Source organism: Rhizobium sp. YTU87027 (assembly GCF_050644135.1).
Classification (GTDB): Bacteria; Pseudomonadota; Alphaproteobacteria; order Rhizobiales; family Rhizobiaceae; genus Rhizobium.
Genome location: NZ_CP098440.1, coordinates 2,536,829 through 2,557,500, shown reverse-complemented (window position 1 = coordinate 2,557,500; position 20,672 = coordinate 2,536,829). Strand labels below are relative to the sequence as shown.

Annotated in this window: 16 protein-coding genes, 1 tRNA gene and 2 rRNA genes (1 of these 19 cut by a window edge); 7 read left to right on the top strand and 12 right to left on the bottom strand. The window is 58.3% G+C overall.

What is annotated here, in order from left to right:
* From NBG89_RS12745 to NBG89_RS12730, 4 genes are all read left to right on the top strand, one after another.
* Positions 1-2,128 (top strand): 23S ribosomal RNA (locus NBG89_RS12745) (it extends 672 nt beyond the left edge of the window).
* Between the two features lie 112 nt (positions 2,129-2,240).
* Positions 2,241-2,355 (top strand): 5S ribosomal RNA (rrf, locus tag NBG89_RS12740).
* Between the two features lie 247 nt (positions 2,356-2,602).
* Positions 2,603-2,679, top strand: a tRNA-Met gene (locus NBG89_RS12735).
* 176 nt (positions 2,680-2,855) lie between these two features.
* Positions 2,856-3,095 (top strand): hypothetical protein, encoded by a 240-nt coding sequence (locus NBG89_RS12730; protein ID WP_431320268.1) that lies wholly within the window; start codon positions 2,856-2,858, stop codon positions 3,093-3,095.
* A 35-nt stretch (positions 3,096-3,130) separates the two neighbouring features.
* On the opposite strand, the gene NBG89_RS12725 is transcribed toward NBG89_RS12730, so the two are convergent.
* The 6 genes from NBG89_RS12725 to NBG89_RS12700 form a co-directional block, all read right to left on the bottom strand.
* The gene (locus NBG89_RS12725) at positions 3,131-4,144 is read right to left on the bottom strand and encodes an aldo/keto reductase (RefSeq protein WP_431322683.1); all 1,014 of its coding nucleotides are present in this window, start codon (positions 4,142-4,144) and stop codon (positions 3,131-3,133) included.
* Positions 4,145-4,879: 735 nt separating this feature from the next.
* Positions 4,880-5,824 carry a GDP-L-fucose synthase family protein gene (locus NBG89_RS12720; RefSeq protein WP_431320267.1) on the bottom strand — a complete coding sequence of 315 codons (945 nt, stop codon included), beginning with the start codon at positions 5,822-5,824 and terminating at the stop codon, positions 4,880-4,882.
* A gap of 2 nt (positions 5,825-5,826) precedes the next feature.
* A complete protein-coding gene (gmd, locus tag NBG89_RS12715) occupies positions 5,827-6,906 on the bottom strand; it encodes a GDP-mannose 4,6-dehydratase (RefSeq protein WP_431320266.1) in 1,080 nt (359 codons plus the stop codon).
* Positions 6,907-6,917: 11 nt separating this feature from the next.
* Positions 6,918-8,084 carry a DegT/DnrJ/EryC1/StrS family aminotransferase gene (locus tag NBG89_RS12710; protein WP_431320265.1) on the bottom strand — a complete coding sequence of 389 codons (1,167 nt, stop codon included), beginning with the start codon at positions 8,082-8,084 and terminating at the stop codon, positions 6,918-6,920.
* Positions 8,081-8,860: a glycosyltransferase family 2 protein gene (locus tag NBG89_RS12705; protein WP_431320264.1), complete on the bottom strand. Its 780-nt coding sequence runs from the start codon at positions 8,858-8,860 to the stop codon at positions 8,081-8,083. The genes NBG89_RS12710 and NBG89_RS12705 overlap by 4 nt, the downstream gene beginning before the upstream one ends.
* Positions 8,853-9,644: an NAD-dependent epimerase/dehydratase family protein gene (locus NBG89_RS12700; RefSeq protein ID WP_431320263.1), complete on the bottom strand. Its 792-nt coding sequence runs from the start codon at positions 9,642-9,644 to the stop codon at positions 8,853-8,855. The genes NBG89_RS12705 and NBG89_RS12700 overlap by 8 nt, the downstream gene beginning before the upstream one ends.
* A gap of 180 nt (positions 9,645-9,824) precedes the next feature.
* On the opposite strand from NBG89_RS12700, the gene NBG89_RS12695 reads away from it, so the two are divergent.
* Complete coding sequence (locus NBG89_RS12695; protein ID WP_431320262.1) at positions 9,825-10,748, top strand: glycosyltransferase family 2 protein; 924 nt, start codon at positions 9,825-9,827, stop codon at positions 10,746-10,748.
* 483 nt (positions 10,749-11,231) lie between these two features.
* On the opposite strand, the gene NBG89_RS12690 is transcribed toward NBG89_RS12695, so the two are convergent.
* Positions 11,232-12,431 carry an IS256 family transposase gene (locus NBG89_RS12690; protein ID WP_431320261.1) on the bottom strand — a complete coding sequence of 400 codons (1,200 nt, stop codon included), beginning with the start codon at positions 12,429-12,431 and terminating at the stop codon, positions 11,232-11,234.
* 470 nt (positions 12,432-12,901) lie between these two features.
* Between NBG89_RS12690 and katG the strand changes: the two genes are divergently transcribed.
* A complete protein-coding gene (katG, locus tag NBG89_RS12685) occupies positions 12,902-15,082 on the top strand; it encodes a catalase/peroxidase HPI (protein WP_431320260.1) in 2,181 nt (726 codons plus the stop codon).
* Here katG and NBG89_RS12680 read toward each other — a convergent pair.
* From NBG89_RS12680 to NBG89_RS12670, 3 genes are all read right to left on the bottom strand, one after another.
* Positions 15,021-15,314 (bottom strand): DUF3175 domain-containing protein, encoded by a 294-nt coding sequence (locus NBG89_RS12680; protein ID WP_431320259.1) that lies wholly within the window; start codon positions 15,312-15,314, stop codon positions 15,021-15,023. The genes katG and NBG89_RS12680 overlap by 62 nt on opposite strands.
* A gap of 381 nt (positions 15,315-15,695) precedes the next feature.
* Positions 15,696-16,055, bottom strand: coding sequence for an RT0821/Lpp0805 family surface protein (locus tag NBG89_RS12675; RefSeq protein ID WP_088695171.1), 360 nt, complete (start codon positions 16,053-16,055; stop codon positions 15,696-15,698).
* A 234-nt stretch (positions 16,056-16,289) separates the two neighbouring features.
* Positions 16,290-17,198, bottom strand: a complete 909-nt coding sequence (locus NBG89_RS12670) for a LysR substrate-binding domain-containing protein (RefSeq protein WP_431320258.1) — start codon at positions 17,196-17,198, stop codon at positions 16,290-16,292.
* A gap of 129 nt (positions 17,199-17,327) precedes the next feature.
* Here NBG89_RS12670 and NBG89_RS12665 point away from each other — a divergent pair, with 129 nt between their 5' ends.
* Positions 17,328-18,032, top strand: a complete 705-nt coding sequence (locus NBG89_RS12665) for an SDR family oxidoreductase (protein WP_431320257.1) — start codon at positions 17,328-17,330, stop codon at positions 18,030-18,032.
* A 93-nt stretch (positions 18,033-18,125) separates the two neighbouring features.
* Here NBG89_RS12665 and NBG89_RS12660 read toward each other — a convergent pair whose 3' ends face one another.
* Both NBG89_RS12660 and NBG89_RS12655 read right to left on the bottom strand, forming a co-directional pair.
* Positions 18,126-18,914 carry a hypothetical protein gene (locus NBG89_RS12660; RefSeq protein WP_431320256.1) on the bottom strand — a complete coding sequence of 263 codons (789 nt, stop codon included), beginning with the start codon at positions 18,912-18,914 and terminating at the stop codon, positions 18,126-18,128.
* Positions 18,915-19,134: 220 nt separating this feature from the next.
* Positions 19,135-20,595: a CHAD domain-containing protein gene (locus NBG89_RS12655; RefSeq protein ID WP_431320255.1), complete on the bottom strand. Its 1,461-nt coding sequence runs from the start codon at positions 20,593-20,595 to the stop codon at positions 19,135-19,137.
* Positions 20,596-20,672: the final 77 nt, after the last annotated feature.

Here is a 20,672-nt window from a genome sequence, read left to right as displayed (position 1 = left end):
CGAGTCTGAATAGGGCGATTTAGTTTGTTGCATTAGACCCGAAACCGAGTGATCTAGCCATGAGCAGGTTGAAGGTTGGGTAACACCAACTGGAGGACCGAACCCGCATCTGTTGCAATAGATTGGGATGACTTGTGGCTAGGGGTGAAAGGCCAATCAAACTCGGAAATAGCTGGTTCTCCGCGAAATCTATTTAGGTAGAGCGTCGACCGAATACCCTGGGGGGTAGAGCACTGGATGGGCTATGGGGACTCACCGTCTTACTGATCCTAACCAAACTCCGAATACCCAGGAGTACTAGTCGGCAGACACACGGCGGGTGCTAACGTCCGTCGTGAAAAGGGCAACAACCCTAACCTCCAGCTAAGGTCCCCAAGTCATGGCTAAGTGGGAAAGGATGTGAGGATCCCAAAACAACCAGGATGTTGGCTTAGAAGCAGCCATCATTTAAAGAAAGCGTAACAGCTCACTGGTCTAAATAAGGGTCTTTGCGCCGAAAATGTAACGGGGCTGAAGCCATGCACCGAAGCTGAGGATGTGTAGCAATACACGTGGTAGCGGAGCGTTCCGTAAGCCTGTGAAGGGACAGTCGTGAGACATCCTGGAGGTATCGGAAGTGCGAATGTTGACATGAGTAACGATAAAGAGGGTGAGAGACCCTCTCGCCGAAAGACCAAGGGTTCCTGCTTAAAGTTAATCTGAGCAGGGTTAGCCGGCCCCTAAGACGAGGCGGACACGCGTAGTCGATGGGAACCACGTTAATATTCGTGGGCCTGGTGGTAGTGACGGATTGCTCAACTTGTAAGGTCTTATTGGATTGATCTTGCAGGGACGCGGTTCCAGGAAATAGCTCCACCGTATAGACCGTACCCGAAACCGACACAGGTGGTCAGGTAGAGTATACCAAGGCGCTTGAGAGAACTATGTTGAAGGAACTCGGCAAATTGCACGCGTAACTTCGGAAGAAGCGTGACCCCTTCGCACGCAAGTGTGGTGGGGTGGCACAGACCAGGGGGTAGCGACTGTTTATCAAAAACACAGGGCTCTGCGAAGTCGCAAGACGACGTATAGGGTCTGACGCCTGCCCGGTGCTGGAAGGTTAAGAGGAGAGGTGCAAGCTTTGAATCGAAGCCCCAGTAAACGGCGGCCGTAACTATAACGGTCCTAAGGTAGCGAAATTCCTTGTCGGGTAAGTTCCGACCTGCACGAATGGCGTAACGACTTCCCCGCTGTCTCCAACATAGACTCAGTGAAATTGAATTCCCCGTGAAGATGCGGGGTTCCTGCGGTCAGACGGAAAGACCCCGTGCACCTTTACTATAGCTTTACACTGGCATTCGTGTCGGCATGTGTAGGATAGGTGGTAGGCTTTGAAGCGGGGACGCCAGTTTCCGTGGAGCCATCCTTGAAATACCACCCTTATCGTCATGGATGTCTAACCGCGGTCCGTTATCCGGATCCGGGACAGTGTATGGTGGGTAGTTTGACTGGGGCGGTCGCCTCCGAAAGAGTAACGGAGGCGCGCGATGGTGGGCTCAGACCGGTCGGAAATCGGTCGTCGAGTGCAATGGCATAAGCCCGCCTGACTGCGAGACTGACAAGTCGAGCAGAGACGAAAGTCGGTCATAGTGATCCGGTGGTCCCGCGTGGAAGGGCCATCGCTCAACGGATAAAAGGTACGCCGGGGATAACAGGCTGATGACCCCCAAGAGTCCATATCGACGGGGTTGTTTGGCACCTCGATGTCGGCTCATCGCATCCTGGGGCTGGAGCAGGTCCCAAGGGTTTGGCTGTTCGCCAATTAAAGCGGTACGTGAGCTGGGTTCAGAACGTCGTGAGACAGTTCGGTCCCTATCTGCCGTGGGTGTAGGAATATTGACAGGATCTGTCCCTAGTACGAGAGGACCGGGATGGACATATCTCTGGTGGACCTGTTGTCCTGCCAAGGGCATAGCAGGGTAGCTACATATGGAATGGATAACCGCTGAAGGCATCTAAGCGGGAAACCAACCTGAAAACGAGTATTCCCTATCAGAGCCGTGGAAGACGACCACGTTGATAGGCCGGGTGTGGAAGCGCAGCAATGTGTGAAGCTTACCGGTACTAATAGCTCGATTGGCTTGATCGTTCTCATTGATCAATGCTCATCTCCGACACAAGCGTGTCGGGGTGACGCCTAAACGTGTTCAAAAGAAAACAGGCGAATGCCTGCCAGCTTCTCAATTGTTGCGCTTCGCTGACCTGGTGGTTATGGCGGGGCGGCTGCACCCGTTCCCATTCCGAACACGGCCGTGAAACGCCCCAGCGCCTATGGTACTTCGTCTTAAGACGCGGGAGAGTCGGTCGCTGCCAGGTCTGCTAAACGCAACAACAAATCTTCTCATCATGAAATGACGGCCCAAGCCGAAACAAAAAGGGCCGCCTAAAGCGGTCCTTTCTGATTTGGGCCCTATATACAGAATGAAAAATCGGCGCACCGGACAGCTCGTCTGATGGTGCGTCCCTTACATGAACAACTTGTCTTCGCAAGTTGCTCACGAAGAAGGCATAACCGCCAAGCGGTTACGCCGCCGCGACATTCGGTAAAGCCGAATGCGCTGGACGCGGGGTGGAGCAGCCCGGTAGCTCGTCAGGCTCATAACCTGAAGGCCGCAGGTTCAAATCCTGCCCCCGCAACCAAACAAACTTGAAAATCCTCCCACTCGGGATATTTGCTCTAAAGCTCCTCCGCCCAAGCGTCGAGGAGCTTTTTGCGTTTTAACTCCGTCTCAAGCTCAGCCTAACCGTCCGGGCGGGCGCATCGTCGAGCGGATGCTGAGTGGCTACTGGTCAACAATGGCCAAACGATCCGCCGGATGGCGATCGCCGGCGTGGGAATCGGGCGCATCGCCGACGATCACGTTCGCGACCCGATTGCGCGGGGGGAACTGGTCGAGATTCTCGCGGACAACACGGTCTCGGATTTCGGCGACATCCATGCGCTCTATCGCGCGGCACAACTCATGCCGGCCGCGTGCGGGCCTTCCTCGATTTCACGGTGCCGCGCACGCAGAAATTTCTCGCCGCGGACCCGACGACAGAAGCCTCGCCCATGATTGAATGAACGAGGCTCTTGATCGATCTCACGCCTTCAGCCCGCGACAGGCAGTGGCGCATCCGGATTGACCAGGCCGGCCTGACGAATCTCGCGCCAGAAATCCGGCGGGATCACCTCTGCGAGTGCTGCGCGATCCTCCGCGATGCGCTCCGGCTTGCTCGCACCGGGAATGACGGCTGCGACCGCCGGATGGCCGAGGGAGAATTGCAGCCCAGCCGCCTTCATGCTCACGCCATGGCGATCGGCGATTGCCTTGATCCGCGCCACCTTGTCGAGAATTGCAGGCGTTGCCGGGGCATACTCGAAGTTCGGGCCGCCTACCAGCGCGCCGGAACTGTAGGGGCCGCCGACGACGATACCGAGTCCACGTTCGGCAACTTTCGGCATGACGCGCTGAATGGCACGGTCATGATCGAGTAATGTGTAGCGGCCGGCGAGCAGGAAGCCATCCGGACGCGGACCCTCCAGCGCGAGCAGCAGTTCGATCGGCTCGACACGATTGACGCCGAGGCCCCAGGCCTTGATCACGCCTTCGTCTCGCAACCGGTCGAGTGCTTTGAAGGCGCCTTTGCGCGCGCTCTCGAAAACGCTGAGCCACTCGTCGCCGTAAAAATCCTGGGCGACGTCATGGACAAAGGCGATCTCGATGTGATCAGTGTTCAGCCGCTTCAGGCTGTCGTCGATCGAGCGTAGGGTGGCGTTTTCCGAGTAGTCGTTGACGATCTTATTGGGGCGGCCGTATTTGAACACATCGCCTTTCTCACCGAGGTCGCGGGTGCTGACATCCTCGATCTCGTCGAGGATGACCCGGCCAACCTTGGTGCTGATCACATATTGGTCGCGCGGCTTTTTCTCAAGCGCCTCGCCCATGCGGATCTCCGCGAGGCCGGCGCCATAGAACGGCGCATTGTCGTAATAGCGAATGCCATCATTCCAGGCGGCCTCTACAGTTGCCAGCGCCTCTTCCTCCGGAATATCGCGGAACATGTTGCCGAGCGGGGCTGCGCCAAAGCCAAGCTTGCTCGGCAAAATATCCTTGAGAGTCATCATCTTATCCTTTCGTTCTGGTTTGCGTGAACCAGGTCAAGCCCGGGTTGGATGAAGAGATAGAGGAGGTGGGGCCCCACCGGTAACCGGCAAGGGTTCGCAGGATATGCGAAGAAAATTCATAGATCCGGCAATGTAATGCAAAATCGTCGTCTTGAAAGGGCGGCAAGGGAAAGTATGTCCGCATTGGCACGGCTTATGATTGTGCGGAGATCTGGCAAATGGGGTCCGCCGATTTTGCTCACCCTAAAGCGACGATGCCGCCTCTATGATAAATTCCGTGACGACACCGGGTTGAGACAGCATCGGCACCTGCGAGCTTTCCGGCACAAGCGTTTCGGCGCGCCCTTTCGCTTGGCGAAATCGCGTTCGACTGCGGCTTCGGTTCCTTCGCCACGCCTCAAATGGGAGTAGAGCCCGACGTCGGTTCTCTCCAAAAAGCAGACTGACTGGCTGCGGCCCGATTTAGGACTGCAAGATTACTGTGCATCATGGCCGGTGCTGGCGTAGCGGAAATTGTCAATGCTGGACCGGCTTGAGGCTCATACAAGTCTCCATGCCATCAGGCCCCCGCAACCAATCCCGAACTGCTGACAAGGATCGAGGTTCCATAGTCCCGGTTCAGACCTTCCAGCCGCGAGGCGATGTTTGATCGCGGAAAGCACATTGATGTAGTTATTGCGGCGGGTCAGATCTTAAGCCACGTTCCTTCGAAGCCGATAGCGTAAGCGACAATCAGGTGCCGCGGATGCTGAGGAAACTTTCATAGGTCTGTTTGAGGCCAGTCGTGAGCGGGCGTGCATTGTTCCAACCAAGCTCATGCAGGCGGCGAAGGTCGGCAAGCTTACGCGGCGTCCCGTCTGGCCGCGTGGTATCGAAGGTCAGCGAGCCGTTGAAGCCAACGGTTTCGCAGACGAGGCGAGCAAGCTTGGCGATCGACAGTTCCTCACCGGAGCCGATATTAATCGGCAGTGGACCGGAGTAGTTCCCCAACAAGAAGACCACGGCCTCGGCCAGATCGTCCACGTGGAGGAATTCTCTTAGCGGGGTGCCGCTGCCCCAGATTGTCAGTGATTCTGCGTTGTTTGCCTTGGCCTCGTGTGCCTTGCGGATCAATGCTGGCAGAACGTGGCTCGTTTCCAAGTCATAGTTGTCGCCAGGCCCGTAAAGATTAGTCGGCTGGGCTGATATGAAGTCGCGTCCTTGCTCCTGCCGATAGGCTTGACAAAGTTTGATGCCGGCGATCTTGGCAATAGCATACCACTCGTTGGTCTTTTCAAGCGGACCCGTGAGAAGTGATTCTTCACGGATCGGTTGTTCGGCGTCACGCGGGTAGATGCAGGTAGAGCCGAGTAGGAGAAGCTTGCTCACCCCCGCGCGAGCCGCAGCTTCGATGATATTCGCCTCGATCATGAGATTGTCGTAGAGGAAGGCAACCGGCGAGGCGCTGTTGGCGGCAATGCCGCCCACGCGGGCTGCGGCCACGATGACGGCATCCGGCTTGTTATCCAGAAGCCAGCGCCGCGTCGCGGCCTGATCCGTCAGGTCAACCTTGCTGCGTGGTACCGTCAGCACCTCGCAATTCAATCGCGAGAGGATCCGGACCAAAGCCGAGCCAACCATCCCACGATGGCCGGCGACCCATATCCGTTTTCCGTCAAGCTCAAAAACAGGATTCATCCTCAGTCCTTGTCTCTCTGATGAACCGAGTTTGACGCATGTTCCTGAATATCGGAATTGACCATTTCAATGATCATTTCTTCGAGCGTTGTCGTGGCACGCCATCCGAGTTCTCTTTCGGCCTTGGTGGGATCGCCGAGCAGGAGATCCACTTCCGTCGGACGGAAATAGCGTGGATCAACTTCGATCAGGCAGCGATCCGTACCACGCACGAAACCGCGCTCCTCGACGCCGTCGCCACGCCACTCTATATGGATGCCGACAACCCGGAAAGCCGTTTCAACGAATTCACGAACGCTGACGGTGCGCCCCGTCGCCAGCACGTAATCACTTGGATTATCCTGCTGCAGAATGCGCCACATGCCCTCAACATAGTCGCGGGCATGACCCCAGTCGCGCATGGAATCCAGATTGCCAAGATAGAGGCGGTCCTGATCGCCAGCGGCGATGGCCGCCACGGCGCGGGTGATCTTGCGGGTCACGAAGGTTTCGCCGCGACGCGGGCTTTCGTGGTTGAACAGAATGCCGTTCGAGGCGTGCATTCCGTAGGATTCGCGATAGTTGACGGTGATCCAATAGGCGTAGAGCTTGGCGACACCATACGGCGAACGCGGATAGAAGGGAGTTGTTTCCTTCTGCGGTGTCTCTACCACCTTGCCGTAGAGCTCGGAGGTAGAGGCCTGATAGAAGCGGGTCTTCTCCATGCGCAGGATGCGCAGCGCTTCCAGGATGCGCAACGTGCCCATACCGTCGGCGTTGGCCGTGTATTCCGGAGTCTCGAAGCTCACATGCACGTGCGACTGGGCGGCAAGGTTGTAGATTTCATCTGGCTGTACCTCCTGAATCATACGGATCAGGTTGGTGGAGTCTGTCATGTCGCCATAATGCAGCGTGAAGCGGCGATTTGCCTGATGTACGTCTTCATAGAGGTGGTCGACGCGCGCCGTGTTGAAGCTCGATGACCGGCGCTTGATGCCGTGCACCTCATAACCCTTGGAAAGCAGGAGCTCTGAAAGGTAGGAACCATCCTGTCCGGTTACGCCGGTGATCAGCGCGCGCTTTGCAGCCGTATTCGTCGTCATGGTGTTCGCTCTTAGCAGGGGCGGGCGACAGAGGCGAAGGCGTCGGCCACGCGCACAATGTCCGCTTTATTCAGATTATGGTGGTTCGGCAGATAGATGCCGTAGTCGTGTACTTTGTCGGCGTTTGGAAGGGCGAGCCGCGGATGATCACGGAGCCAGAAGGGGTGGCGCGCAATGTTGCCGCAGATCAGCGGACGGCACTCGATGTCGAGTGCGTTGATATGTTTGTAGGTTTCGAGCCGGTTCTCGATAAAGGTGCCGTAGGCGAAGGACGATAGAACTTCCGTATCCCCTGACTGGGAGAAGAAATCAGGGAGCGCCTTGCAATAGAGGTCGAAATTGATGCGGCGACGTTCGACGATCTGATCGAGTTTCTTGAGCTGCGAACGGCCGAGGAATGCCTGGAGGTCGGTGGAGCGCAGATTGTAGCCAGCATGGTAGAAGGTGTAGAGGTTCTTGAACTCGTCGACCCCGTTCTTCTCTGCCAAGGACTGACGTAGTTCCGGCATGAGATCGCGGCTCCAGCCGTGCGAGCGCAGCGAAAGCATCAACTGGTGCAAGTCGGCGTCGTCGGTGACAACCATACCACCCTCGATGGTCGAGATGTGGTGCCCGTAATAAAAGGAGAAGCTGCCTGCGGTGCCGATCGTACCCAGCTTGCGGCCCTTGTAGGTTGAGCCGAGCGCCTCGCAGGAATCCTCCAGCAAGATGATGTCGTAGCGCTGGCAGATTTCGCGGATGGCGTCCATGTCGCCAGCATGGCCCAGAACGTGCACGAGGATAAGGAGCGCCGGCGGATCCTTGCGGCAAAGATCTTCCAGATGATTGAGATCGATGCCCAGCGACTTCGGATCGCAATCGCACAAGCGTACATCGAAGCCGAGCTGGAGGAGCGGGGAAACCGTCGTAACCCAACTGACGGCAGCAGCGATCGCCTTGTTGTTACGCAGGCGGCCTGCTTCTTTGAGTGCGGCGATCATCAGAAGGTTCGCAGACGAGCCGGAATTGACATAAACCGCGTGGCGGCAGTTCATCCAGGTAGCAAATTCCTGCTCGAAGGCGAGCGTCTGCTCGGCCTTGGTCAGGCGGTTGCCTGCGAGCATCCACTCGGAAAGCACCTCGAGCTCACTCTGATCGATGGTTTCCTCGGCAAGGCGAATCGGGCGCCCTAGAGTCATGCTTCCTCCCTGATGCGCACAGCGCGCATCACTTTCATTTCGAGATAGTGGCGGGTTACTTCTGCATAAGCGGCCCGCAGTCTCGCGGTCTTCTCGCCAGATGCGAAGGCGTCGATGGTGATAGAGCCCTCGTGAAAACGGAAGAAGGCGAGCGGTTCACGCACAAAACCGACCGCTGGATAGCGTAGCATCGAGAGCAGCGAGACGAAGGCGTCGGGGCCGACGCCGCGATATTCGTGAATCTGAAGCGGCAATCGCCCCGGATAGAGCGCGTCAATCAGGATCTGACGGCGATAGAGCGCCGCTCCGGGCGAAATCAGCGAGCCGAGAATCTGTCTCTCCACGGCGTGAACCGGATAGGTGCCTGTGGCCGGCAGCCAGTCGGTGAACTGGCGAAGCTTCGTGGGCAGGCCGGGGCCGTCTACCACGTCCGCGCCAGTAAAGGCGAAGCCGGTTTCCGGTGTGATGACCGAAAGACATGCCTCGATAAAAGTTGGTGCGATCCAATCGTCGTCATACTGAAGGTGGACAAATTCGCCGCTGGCATGCAGCGCACCTTCAAGCCAACAAAAATGCGGCCCGAAATCCCGTTCGCGGCGGACGTAGAGAATACGGTCGCCGTAAGCTTCGGCAACTTTCGGCGTGTCATCTGTGGAGCCGTGGTCGACGACGATAATCTCGCACGCCTTTGTTTGGCTTAATGCGCTGTTGATGGCGACAGGCAGCATTTCAGCCCGGTTGAAAGTGGGAATGACGATGGAAACAGTCTCAGACATCGGAGTCTCCTAGTAACTGTCTAAGCCGCGAAATATCCGCGACGAGGGTGTCGGAGCCGCCGGTGGCTCTGATGTCGAGGGGCCGCGGGCTGAAACCCTGCACGAAATCTCGGATGGTGGTGCCGCGGCCAGAACCGACGTTGACAGGCCCAGATGCCGAAGAGAGCGCAAGGCGCACGATAAGCTTCGCCGCTTCTTCCGCCGGCAGGAAATCCCGGATGCTGTCCCCGCCTGGAAGCTGGAAGGGTTGGCTCAGGTCCTCTTCTACCAGCCGGCGCTCTATGGATGGGCGAAGAAAGGAGCCAGTTTGGGCGGGGTCGTGAATCGAAAAGACACGCGCGGCGCAAAAGGCGCGGTCGGACGCCTCGCAAATGTCGGCGGCAACGCTTTCGCCCACCCATTTTGTACGCCCGTAGAAAGAGGAAGGGGCCTTTGCGGCGTCCTCGCTTATCGGCAGGTTAGATGGCGCGTAAATATGGCTCGATGAGCAATAGAGGAATGAGGCAGCGCGCCCTTCAAGTGCCGAAAGTAAATTGATCGTGCCACCGACGTTCACCGCATAGGCACTCGCAGGATTGGCCTTGACTGATGCTACCGACGCCAAAGCTGCCAGATGAATAACCTTGTCGATCGGCTCCAGGGCGGCGATTGCCGTTCGCGTAGCATCCAGATTTGTCAGATCGACCTTGTTGGTGATCACGTCCGCGCCGGGCGAGAGACGAGCAAAATGCCGTACAACATGCCTGCCCAGAATGCCACCCGCTCCGGTTATCAGGACACGCATGCACGCACCCCTCCACCGACTGGGCGCCCTGCCGAGACCATTCGGCTGGCAGAGGTCAGGTCGCACTTCTGCTGCATCCAATTCCCTTATTTCCAGCCGCTGCGAGTTCTTCGCGACGCAGCAAACACCTCAAAATGGCGATCTCAGATGCCCGGCTCGCCGCCCCCAGGATTTCTGGTCATGGCAATTGACGCGAATGCCCGGCTCATGCCATCTCCTTGGTCAACACCAATGCCGCCTGTGCCATGCGCGAACCTTACGCGAAAGGAATTCCCCGACATGCACTATACTCGAGTAAGGACGCAGAGCGATTTTGACACGGCGCTGGTCACCGTGTTCTGTGCGGTATGGCACCGTCAGAACGACAAGCATGAATTGCTGAAGTCACACTATATCAACCTGCGTCAGCAGAGTGTTGGGGTGCGTATTGTCTATATCTTCGACAATGGCGATATGCCGCCCCAATGGCTTGACGCGGACTGCTATGTCTTTTCCCGCCCGCTCTCGATCTATGAAGCCTGGTCAGCGGCGGTGGCCCTAAGCAAATCGTTGTTTGTGATGAACCTCAACATGGACGACCGGTTGGCCACCAATGCAGTTGAGCTATTGGTTGGTGCGGCCTGCGCTTCCTCCGCCGCACTGGTTGGCGGTGAATGGCTGGTATGCTTCGACAAATCGCATCTCGATGAACCTTTCAAAGCGCCGATGCTGATCGCCTCTGAATTTGCGCCGGATTGGCCGCCGCAGCCGCGTGAGCGCCTTAGACTTGGTTCAGGCGCGGGCGAACGCGGCACTTTCGGTCCGGCAACACTTTGGAATACCAAGGCGGTCGGTAAGTACTATCCGAGCTATTTTGGTGACGGCTCCCTTATCAAGTCGGTGGGCGATTCGTTGTTCTGGAACCATTTTCAGCAAAGAAGGCTGAAAAGCACCCGTCTGCCGCTTCTGATCGGGAAATATTTCTCTTCACCTCAGGACCAGGCCGAGTTCCGGGCCAATCAGGATAATGAGCTCTTTCAACGCTACGGCCTCTCAAATTTGTGTTTCGCTGACCGCATCCTTGGTGGCGAAGTGCCGGAAGTGCCGTTGCAGTCCATTGGTTGAAGGACTGGTGAGGCGGATCCTTCGCGAACTCTGAGCATCTAAAGCCCCGCATTGGTTTCGATACTCCCGCGACCGATTCCCAAAAATTAGAGAGCCCAACCCCTATCGCAGCGATTTCGGCTTCATCGAAGATCTCCTGAACGCGTCGGCAAGAGCCTGGCGCGACGGGTGGCTGAACGGGCTCGCCAATGCCGAACTCGAAGTCTCTCAGTCGCCGTGACCTCGTTTATCATCGACGCCAGCACTGTATCGACGCCAGCACGGTCCTGTTTGATGCGGTGGTCTTCCAACGGTCCCGCGCTGATAACCGATCCGCGGCGGCGAGCCCTTCCACACGATTTGATCCGTTGATTCTGCGTACTGCGGCTTTCTGGGGCTGCAGCCGCTCTGCACCCACTACCCGCGCGGTCTGTGATCGCGTCTTTTGGAGTGGTGTAGCTCGGCTTGTTGATCGCCGTGCCTTCCGGCTGGGCCGGGAATGGGTCAGCGCGCCGCAGCGGGCAGGCTGATGATGGGATCATCGCTCATTTGTGCGATGGTCTCAAGGGTCATGTAGCGGGATCGTTGAACGGCCCATTCGTCATTCTGTTCGAGCAGGAGTGCCCCGACCAACCGGACGATGGCATCGTCGTTGGGGAAGATGCCGACGACGTCGGTGCGGCGCTTGATCTCGCCGTTGAGGCGCTCGATGGGATTTGTCGAATGCAGCTTGGTCCAATGCTGCCTGGGAAAGGTCATGTAGGCGAGCACATCTTCCTCGGCATTGTCCATGAGATTTGCGAGCTTTGGCACTTTCGGGCGAATTTGATCGGCAACGCTACGCCACTGGGTGCTTGCGGCCTCAGGCGTATCCTGGGCAAAGGCGGTGGCGATGAAGGCGGACACCACCCGTCGACCACTCTTTCCGGCGTGGGCGAGCGCGTTTCTCATGAAGTGGACCCGGCAGCGCTGCCAGGTGGCCGAGAGGACTTTGGAAACGGCAGCCTTGATGCCTTCATGGGCATCGGAGACGACGAGCTTGACGCCGCTCAAGCCGCGCCTGGTCAGCTTGCGCAGGAACTCGGTCCAGATCGGCTCGGCTTCCGATGTGCCGATCTCCATGCCGAGCACCTCGCGCCGCCCATCGGTGTTGGCGCCGACCGCAATGATGACGGCGACGGAAACGATGCGCCCGCCGCGCCGGACCTTCAGATAGGTGGCATCGATCCAGAGGTATGGCCAATCGCCTTCGATCGGCCGGGCCAGGAACGCCTTGACCTTATCGTCGATCTCCTCGCACAGGCGGGAAACCTGGCTCTTGGAGATGCCCGACATCCCCATCGCCTTGACCAGGTCGTCGACAGAGCGGGTCGAGACACCTTGGATGTAAGCTTCTTGAATGACGGCGGTCAAAGCCTTCTCGGCCATGCGGCGCGGCTCCAGGAAGCTCGGGAAATAGCTGCCGGTCCGGAGCTTGGGGATACGCAGTTCCACCGTTCCGGCCCGCGTTTCCCAATCCCGCTCACGGTAGCCGTTACGTTGAGCAAGCCGCAATGCATTCTTCTCGCCATAGGCCGCGCCGGTCTTGGCGCCGACCTCCAGCTCCATCAGCTTCTCGGCCGCAAAGCCGATCATCTCACGCAACAAATCCGCATCGGCACTCTTCTCAACGAGCGAGCGCAGGTTCATCATGTCATCGGTCATCAGTGCTCTTTCCATCAGGTTGGTCTTGAACAACCCGACCCTACCGGAAAAACATTGATGACCACCCGCAAAGCCGCTCACTCGCTACAGCGCTGTTGAGGGCGCGCTCGCGAGCGGCTTCGCTACCGCCGAGTTACACCTCTCCCAGGGACACGACCCGGTCTGTCGGTAGGTTGGAGCCGGAATCTGGCGTTATCGGTGCCTATGCTGCGCATGTTATCGGGTGTTTTGGCAAAGTTTTGAAGCGAACGTTGTTCGCCAATTTCATAGCTTTTACTTATCGTAACGATCAATAAATCCAACTTAGAATTATGATCTGCTTCCGATATGAAGGAGCGAAGGGAGGATGTGTCGACCGGTACCCTCGGCCTGAGTGCCGAAAACCGTTTCCGGGCGATGTGACCGAGCCTCGTGGTTTGGCAGATCCCCCTTTGGACGGCAGAAAATTCAAAGCAATCAAGGAGAACGTTATGGACCAGAAACCCGACAGCGCAGGAAAATGTCCTGTCGCGCATGGCAGTGCGCCCCGTGGTCGATCCAATCGCGACTGGTGGCCGGACCGGCTGGACGTGCAGGTTCTTCACCAGCATTCCGCTCTTTCCGATCCGATGGGCAAGGCGTTCGACTATGCCGAGGAATTCAAGACGCTCGACCTCGATGCGCTGAAGAAGGACCTTCATGCGTTGATGACCGATTCGCAGGACTGGTGGCCGGCCGACTTCGGTCACTACGGCGGTTTGTTCATCCGTATGGCATGGCACAGCGCCGGCACCTACCGCATCACTGACGGCCGCGGCGGTGCAGGTGCCGGTCAGCAGCGTTTCGCCCCACTCAACAGCTGGCCGGACAACGCCAACCTCGACAAGGCTCGCCGTCTTCTGTGGCCGATCAAGCAGAAATACGGAAACAAGATCTCCTGGGCCGACCTGTTGATCCTGACCGGTAACGTTGCGCTCGAATCCATGGGCTTCAAGACCTTTGGTTTTGCCGGCGGTCGCGCCGACGTATGGGAGCCCGAGGAACTCTTCTGGGGTCCAGAGGCCACTTGGCTGGGCGATGAGCGTTACAGTGGCGAGCGTGAGCTCTCTGAACCACTCGGCGCCGTGCAGATGGGCTTGATCTACGTCAATCCCGAAGGTCCGAACGGCAACCCCGATCCGGTCGCGGCTGCCCGCGACATCCGTGAAACCTTTGCCCGTATGGCTATGAACGATGAAGAGACGGTAGCGCTGATTGCCGGCGGTCATACCTTCGGCAAGACGCACGGAGCCGGCGACCCGTCGCTTATCGGCGCAGAGCCGGAAGGCGGGGCGATCGAAGATCAGGGGCTCGGCTGGAAGAGTTCGTTTGGTACCGGCGTCGGCAAGGATGCCATCACTGGCGGTCCTGAGGTGACGTGGACGCAGACTCCGACGAAGTGGAGCAACTACTTCTTCGAAAACCTGTTCGGCTTTGAATGGGAGCTAACTCAAAGCCCGGCCGGCGCGAAGCAGTGGAAGGCCAAGAACGCCGATGCTTCGATTCCCGATGCCTATGACGCGTCGAGAAAGCATCTTCCGACGATGTTGACCACCGACCTGTCGCTGCGTTTCGATCCGGCATACGAGAAGATCTCTCGCCGCTTCCTTGAAAATCCCGATCAGTTTGCAGATGCCTTCGCTCGCGCCTGGTTCAAGCTGACCCACCGCGACATGGGGCCGAAGGTCCGTTACCTCGGGCCGGAAGTGCCGGCGGAAGACCTGATCTGGCAGGATGTGATCCCGGCCGTTGATCACAAGCTGGTCGACGATGCGGACATTGCCGAACTGAAGGACAAGGTTCTCTCAACCGGCCTGTCCGTGCAGGAACTGGTCTCGACCGCCTGGGCATCTGCCTCGACCTTCCGCGGCTCGGATAAGCGCGGCGGCGCAAATGGCGCACGCATCCGGCTTGCGCCTCAGAAGGACTGGGAGGTGAACCAGCCGACCCAACTTGCCAAGGTGCTTGGCGTCCTCGAGGGTATCCAGAAGGATTTCAATGCCGCTCAGACCGGGGCTAAGAAGATCTCGCTCGCCGACCTAATCGTTCTCGCCGGTGCCGCCGGTGTCGAGAAGGCGGCAAAGGCCGGCGGCCACGACGTCACCGTGCCGTTCACGCCTGGCCGCACGGATGCCTCGCAGGAACAGACGGATGCGGCCTCCTTCGCTGCGCTTAAGCCGCGCGCCGACGGTTTCCGCAACTATGTCGGCGGTCGCCAGTTCATGAAGCCGGAAGAAGCGCTCGTCGACCGCGCCCAGTTGTTGACGCTGACCGCTCCGGAAATGTCGGTTCTCGTCGGCGGACTGCGCGTGCTGAAGGCTGGCCAGCCCGAGCATGGCGTCTTCACGTCTCGTCCCGAAGCACTGACGAACGACTTCTTCGTCAACCTGCTCGACATGGGTACCCAGTGGTCTCCGGTCGCCGGCAAGGAAGGTGTTTACGAGGGGCGTGACCGCAAGACGAACGAACTCAAGTGGACCGGCACCCGCGTCGACCTGATCTTCGGTTCGCACTCTCAACTTCGCGCCCTTGCGGAAGTCTATGGCCAGTTCGATGCCAAGAAGAAGTTCGTCAAGGACTTCGTGGCAGCCTGGACCAAGGTAATGAACGCCGATCGTTTTGATCTCGTTTGATTGCTAAGAAATTGGTGGACGCGGCGCTGAGCCGCGTCCACGCTTCCTTCTCGGTTGTCGCCGTGCTTGGCTGTGGTCCGGGTCCCAATCGACGCCGGAGCTTACTGCTTCTCATCCCTTGGGCTTCGCCCGAAACCCTGCGAAGTTGGTCCTTGACCTTATCCAGCTCTTTGCGTTGCGGCTTGGAGAAGTGCTGTCCTGCATCGTTGATATAGAAATTCAGCATCGACATGGCTGATTGGAACGGACTCAACTTCCGACGCCGGCTTCGTTCGGCCGACTGCTTTAGCGGTCAGCAATTTTCTTGGCGCTGGGCTGCTTGGTCGAGCGGCTGCAAACAAGGCGATTGACCGTACAACCACGCAAAGCATCACCAAAGCCTCACTGCGAGCAGCTTGGGATCTCAGATCAAACCCCAGTAGCGCCCGAGCCTCGATCCGTAGGGACTGCATCCGCTAGGTGGTCTGGGATGAGATACCTGCGCGCTCCTTTGACCGCCGGCAATGAGAGCGAGTCCGTGCTCGTGCGAGTTACCCGGGAGAATGATCACGGCTGTTCGGCCAGCGTGCGATGTTCCTTGGCTTGGTCCCAGATGAGGATGCGGCGATCTCAGTTACTGCGCGGGTCCGAGCTTCCAGTCGGAGTCACCGGACGGGCAAGCAAGGCCCTTGAACCGAGTTTCTCCCTCGAGCGTACGCTGGGTGGTGACAAAGGCGCGGCATGAACTTTCGGGATCAACGCCGATTTCTTCGATCACGCCCGCACTTCCGGTCGAAGGGTTGGCCCAGGCAAGGGGCTTCACTCCGACAGGGCCGCGGCTGACTGTATCTGCGATAACCGCCTGATCCGTCTTCGCGGGCGTCGGGATCGACTGACTGACGGCGGCGGTTTCCAAAGGCTCCACCTTGGTGCATCCTGCCAGCAGCAAGGCCAGAACGGCCAATTGCAATGAGCCTATGTTTTTCCGCGTCATCTAGACTTTCCGATGATAGTTCTCCCGCATCGTAGCGTGCATTTCTGACAGCAAGCTTAGGAGCTACTATAGAAATGGGAACAGTGCCAGTCTGTTCTGTGGAATCTGCTGTTTTTGCTGGCGCGTTCCACCGCAATCTGACCTTTTCCCGACACCGGCCGCGCTCGATGTTGATGCTGGTGCATGTCTCATCGGGGCCTTCGGGAAAGGGTTTCTATGGCCGCCGACCTTGGCTTAAACGCAATCCGGACGGTTGCCACATGTCTGACGGGCAAGCCAATTCCTTACCGCAGCCACAGATGCGGGATGGCGCGGCTTACGTGGCGAGACGACGTAAAAGTCGGTGCCAACCGTGAGTTCCGTCGGCAGTACGCGGAGAAGGCGCCCCGCCGCCAAGTCGTCCTCCACGAAGAAGGTGCTTGTCAGAGCAAGGCCCTGACCGGCAATCGCGGCCTCTATCGCCAGCGACGTCTGATTGAACCGGATGTTCTTGGCGCCTGCCAGTGGGGTGTGCGGAAACGCCAACTCGAGAAACTGCGGCCAAAGGTCGTGGCCGTCGTGAAGGAGCGGATAGTGTGCGAGGTTGTCGCCTTGAGAAGGGCGGCCGAGCTTCTCCACCAGCAGGGGACTGCCGACGGCAATGATGATGTGATTGAATAAGAGCTCAGCGTTCAAGTTCGGTCCGAAGGGCGGTCGGCCATGGCGAACCGCGAGATCGACTGCGTCGGTCTGGAAATTGGCAATACGATCACTCGCCAGAATGCGCAGATCGATGTTGGGATGAGTTGCTGTGAAGTCCGGCAGGCGCGGGATCAGCCACTTCGAGGCGAATGTCGGCGTAACGCTGATCGTCAGGTGAAGCGGCTCCGGCTTCAGCGTTTCGGTTGCCTCCGAGATCAGTTCAAATGCGCGGCGGATGTTCGTCACGTAGCTTTGGCCCGCCTCAGTCAACGAGAGCGTTCGTGGAAGCCTGTCAAACAGCTTCAAGCCCAACTCTGCTTCCAAGCCCCGTATCTGCTGGGCTACAGCTCCTTGGGTCACCCCGATTTCCTCCGCTGCCAGGCGGAAGTTCAAATGCCGGGTAACCACCTCGAACACGCGAAGGCCGTTGAGGGAGGGAAGACGCCTGATACCTTCTGCCATTCGATAGATTTTCTACTGCTTGCTGGGAACGGAACTGGTTCGCACTGACGCCACACCAATGATATCACACTTCATGGCCAACTGTAGACCGCAATGGTGTGCGGATCCTCTTTAAGACAGGAGAGTGCGATGTCAGTAGAAAAGGTAGCGGTGATCACGGCCGGCGGCAGCGGAATGGGCGCTGCTGCCGCGAAGCGTCTTGCGGTCGACGGGTTCAAGGTGGCAATCCTTTCATCGTCGGGCAAGGGCGAGGAACTCGCAAGAACACTGGGGGGTGTCGGTGTAACCGGCTCCAACCAATCAAATGACGATCTCCGCAAGCTCGTTGATCTCGCAATCTCCACCTGGGGACGCATCGATGTGCTCGTGAACAGCGCGGGCCACGGGCCCCGCGCCCCCATCCTCGACATATCGGACGAAGACTGGCACCGGGGTATGGAGGTTTACCTCCTGAATGTCATTCGCCCGACGCGCCTCGTGACGCCGCACATGCAGAAGCAGAAGGCCGGCGCCATCATCAATATTTCCACGGCATGGGCGTTCGAGCCGAGCCCGATGTTCCCAACGTCGGCCGTGTTCCGTGCCGGGTTGGCGTCGTTCACCAAGATATTTGCGGAGACCTATGCGGCCGAGAACATCCGCATGAACAATATCCTTCCCGGCTGGATCGACAGTCTTCCGGCAACAGAAGAGCGCCGCGATAGCGTTCCGATGAAGCGTTACGGCACGAGCGAGGAAATCGCCGCGACCGTTGCGTTCCTCGCATCGACGGGAGCAGCCTATATGACGGGGCAGAACATTCGCGTCGACGGTGGCCTGACCCGTTCGGTGTAACCGGAAAAAGGCTTGCTGAGTGCGTCGCCGTTTGGATCGGCGCACTCAACAACTCGCCCCAGCGGATCTGGCTGCTGGGAATAGGAATGTCCACTAGAAGTGGATGACCGCCCCGATGATTGGGCCGTGCTGGATCATGTCGTAGGTGAAGCCGTCGTTGCTGTAGTTGACGCCGAGGGCGCGATACCCGGCAACGGCAGAGACCGTGTTGTTGAATTTGTAGCCGACACCGGCGAGCACATCCCAGTCCAGATCGGCGCCGCCGCCGCCGATCATCGCCAAGCCTGTCAGAAAGGCCTTGTCAGTCAGCAGGTAGTCGCCTCTGACGCCGACCACTCCATCCACCCAGTTGGCTGTGTCGGTGCGCGACAGATTTCCGATGAGCCCACCGTTCAGCGCGATTCTGGTTTCGACATGCCAGTATCTGGCACCTGCGGTCACATCCAGGCGGGCCTTCGCGTCCTGGTAAACGGTATATCCGACGCCCAGCAACGAGGTAAACGTGACCGATTTGACGTCGACTTCGTCGGCAACGACGCCACGCGTCGTGGCAGCACCCGTCGTTACGCGCGCATAGTTGATGTCGGTGAAAATGCTGAACCGGTCGTAGCGCGCGTCGCCCGCTGCCATGAAGGCAAAGTCCAGATCCTTCAGGATGTCGCCGAAGTTCTCATGCAGGTCGACGGTCGGAAGGCCGAACACTTGAGACTTGCCATCGAGGCCCGCAACCCAGAAGTAGGGAGCGAACGAAAACGTCCAGCCGTTCGGTTGCTGGGCTTGAGGTTGCGGTGCCGTAGCCGGCAAAAGGTCTGCAGCGCGCAAAGGCGTGACAAATGCCGATGCGGCGATAGCGCACGCGATCAACAAAATCCTGCTACCCATACATAATGAACCTGTCCCCCTCGCGTTCAGGTCACAAATGACCCCGATTCACCAACCTGAACTGGAATCGTAGATTCCACTAAGTCCTGCGTTCGCAAAGTGCTTATATTTCGTTTCTCATATCTGAAACGGACGATCGCGTTTTGTCGGCGGGTTTCGGAATGTGGTGCGCCGAGAATCTCCGGCAGGTTCGAGGGGTACAGGACTTCGGCAGTCTACTTCATCCCCGCCAGAACCTTTTTCGCTCCATCAGTTCGTCCAAAGACGATTGGGCAGCGTTGACAAGCTTCTCGCTGTTGCCGGCAACCAACAAGGATTCGGCGTCGGGATGCGAATCCAGCTCCAGATTGTGAATGACGGTGGGTGCGGTTGCCATGTCGTTGAGAAGGCCGAGTTCGTCCTGCAATTGTTCCATCGTTTTGATGAACTTCGCGTACCGTCGCTCTGCCCGTTTGCTGCTGAACAATGAGCTCAAGAATTCGCTTGCGTATCTGAGCTTCTTCGCGGCCTTGCGCGCCTCGTGCCGGTGTTCGTTGTCGGCTTCGACAAGAGACCTGCCCCGTTTTTTCAACTTTTTGCGTTGGCGGTCGAGAGCCTCGATTGCGAAGTCGACGATCGGCCCGTCGCGGACCTCCGCGGTTTCCGCCAGCGTGAGATACGCTCCGCAGTGGAGCCATTCGTTGAGGTCGAGCATAAGGGCTTTGGCACGCGAACCGTAAAGCGCGTTCAAAACGTCTTCATAGGCGCTGTCGCGCGCTTCAAGCAGACGGCTTTTGATCTCGCCGCCGTTTCCGACCCTTGTGACCATTACATCGATGTTCCGCGCTGCGCCGAGAACGCCGGCCAACCATCTCAATTCCTCCTTGAGCCGCTCAGATTCTGGATCGACCAGGATTGCCTTGTAGAGCGAGAAGGCAGACCGCAGTCGCCTTAGCGCCACGCGAGCTTGGTGGAGTGCGAGTGGATTCGCGTTGTCCAGGAGGATCGATTCGTTCAGTCGGAAATGCCGAAGACACGCTTCGGCGATGACTTGGAACGAAGCGGAGACACGTAGACCGCGATCAAGATGCACGGGGTCGGCCTTGTACACCGACGCTTGCTCGCCGACCAGGCGGTATCCTCGCTCGGCTTTTGCCGAGACACCAATGCGAATCGGGACAAGGGCTTCTATCTTGCGGGCGACGATGAACAGCGCGCTTGGCTTGCCGTCCTTCAGCTCCAGCTCCAGTTCTCTTATCTGCATCTGGCGGTCGCCGGCGGCAATCAAGCCCGTGTCCAGGGCAACTTCAATCTTGCTTCCGTCCTCCTCTACATCCCACCGATGCCGTTTGACGAAGGTGGAGAACTGTCGGACGAGATCGCTGCCCTCGATATCAAGTTCAGCTCTCAGCGGCGTCGTGTAATCAATCACAGGTGCGTTGCCTGCTACCGGGACCTCCCATTCGGAGCGCGCAAAAATGGCGTTGTTCGACCCGGTTGCCTTGACGGTTTGGACATGCGCTTCGCCAACCTGACGAACTCGGAGCGAATAACCACCGTGCCGCACTTGTTGGTCGGGAGTGTCAAAGTAAATGGAAGTCAGGGAATCCACAGAAACGGGATCGCCCAGCAAGCTGGACGTCAACAGTGTCTCGGCTGCATCGGCGCTCAGTTCGAGCTTCAATTCTGTTTCGGTTGCCAACGGCGGTCTCCGCTCGGTCGCATGATGGTGGGGACGCAATCTTGTGACTAGAAATAGAGCGGTGCCATCTGGACAAA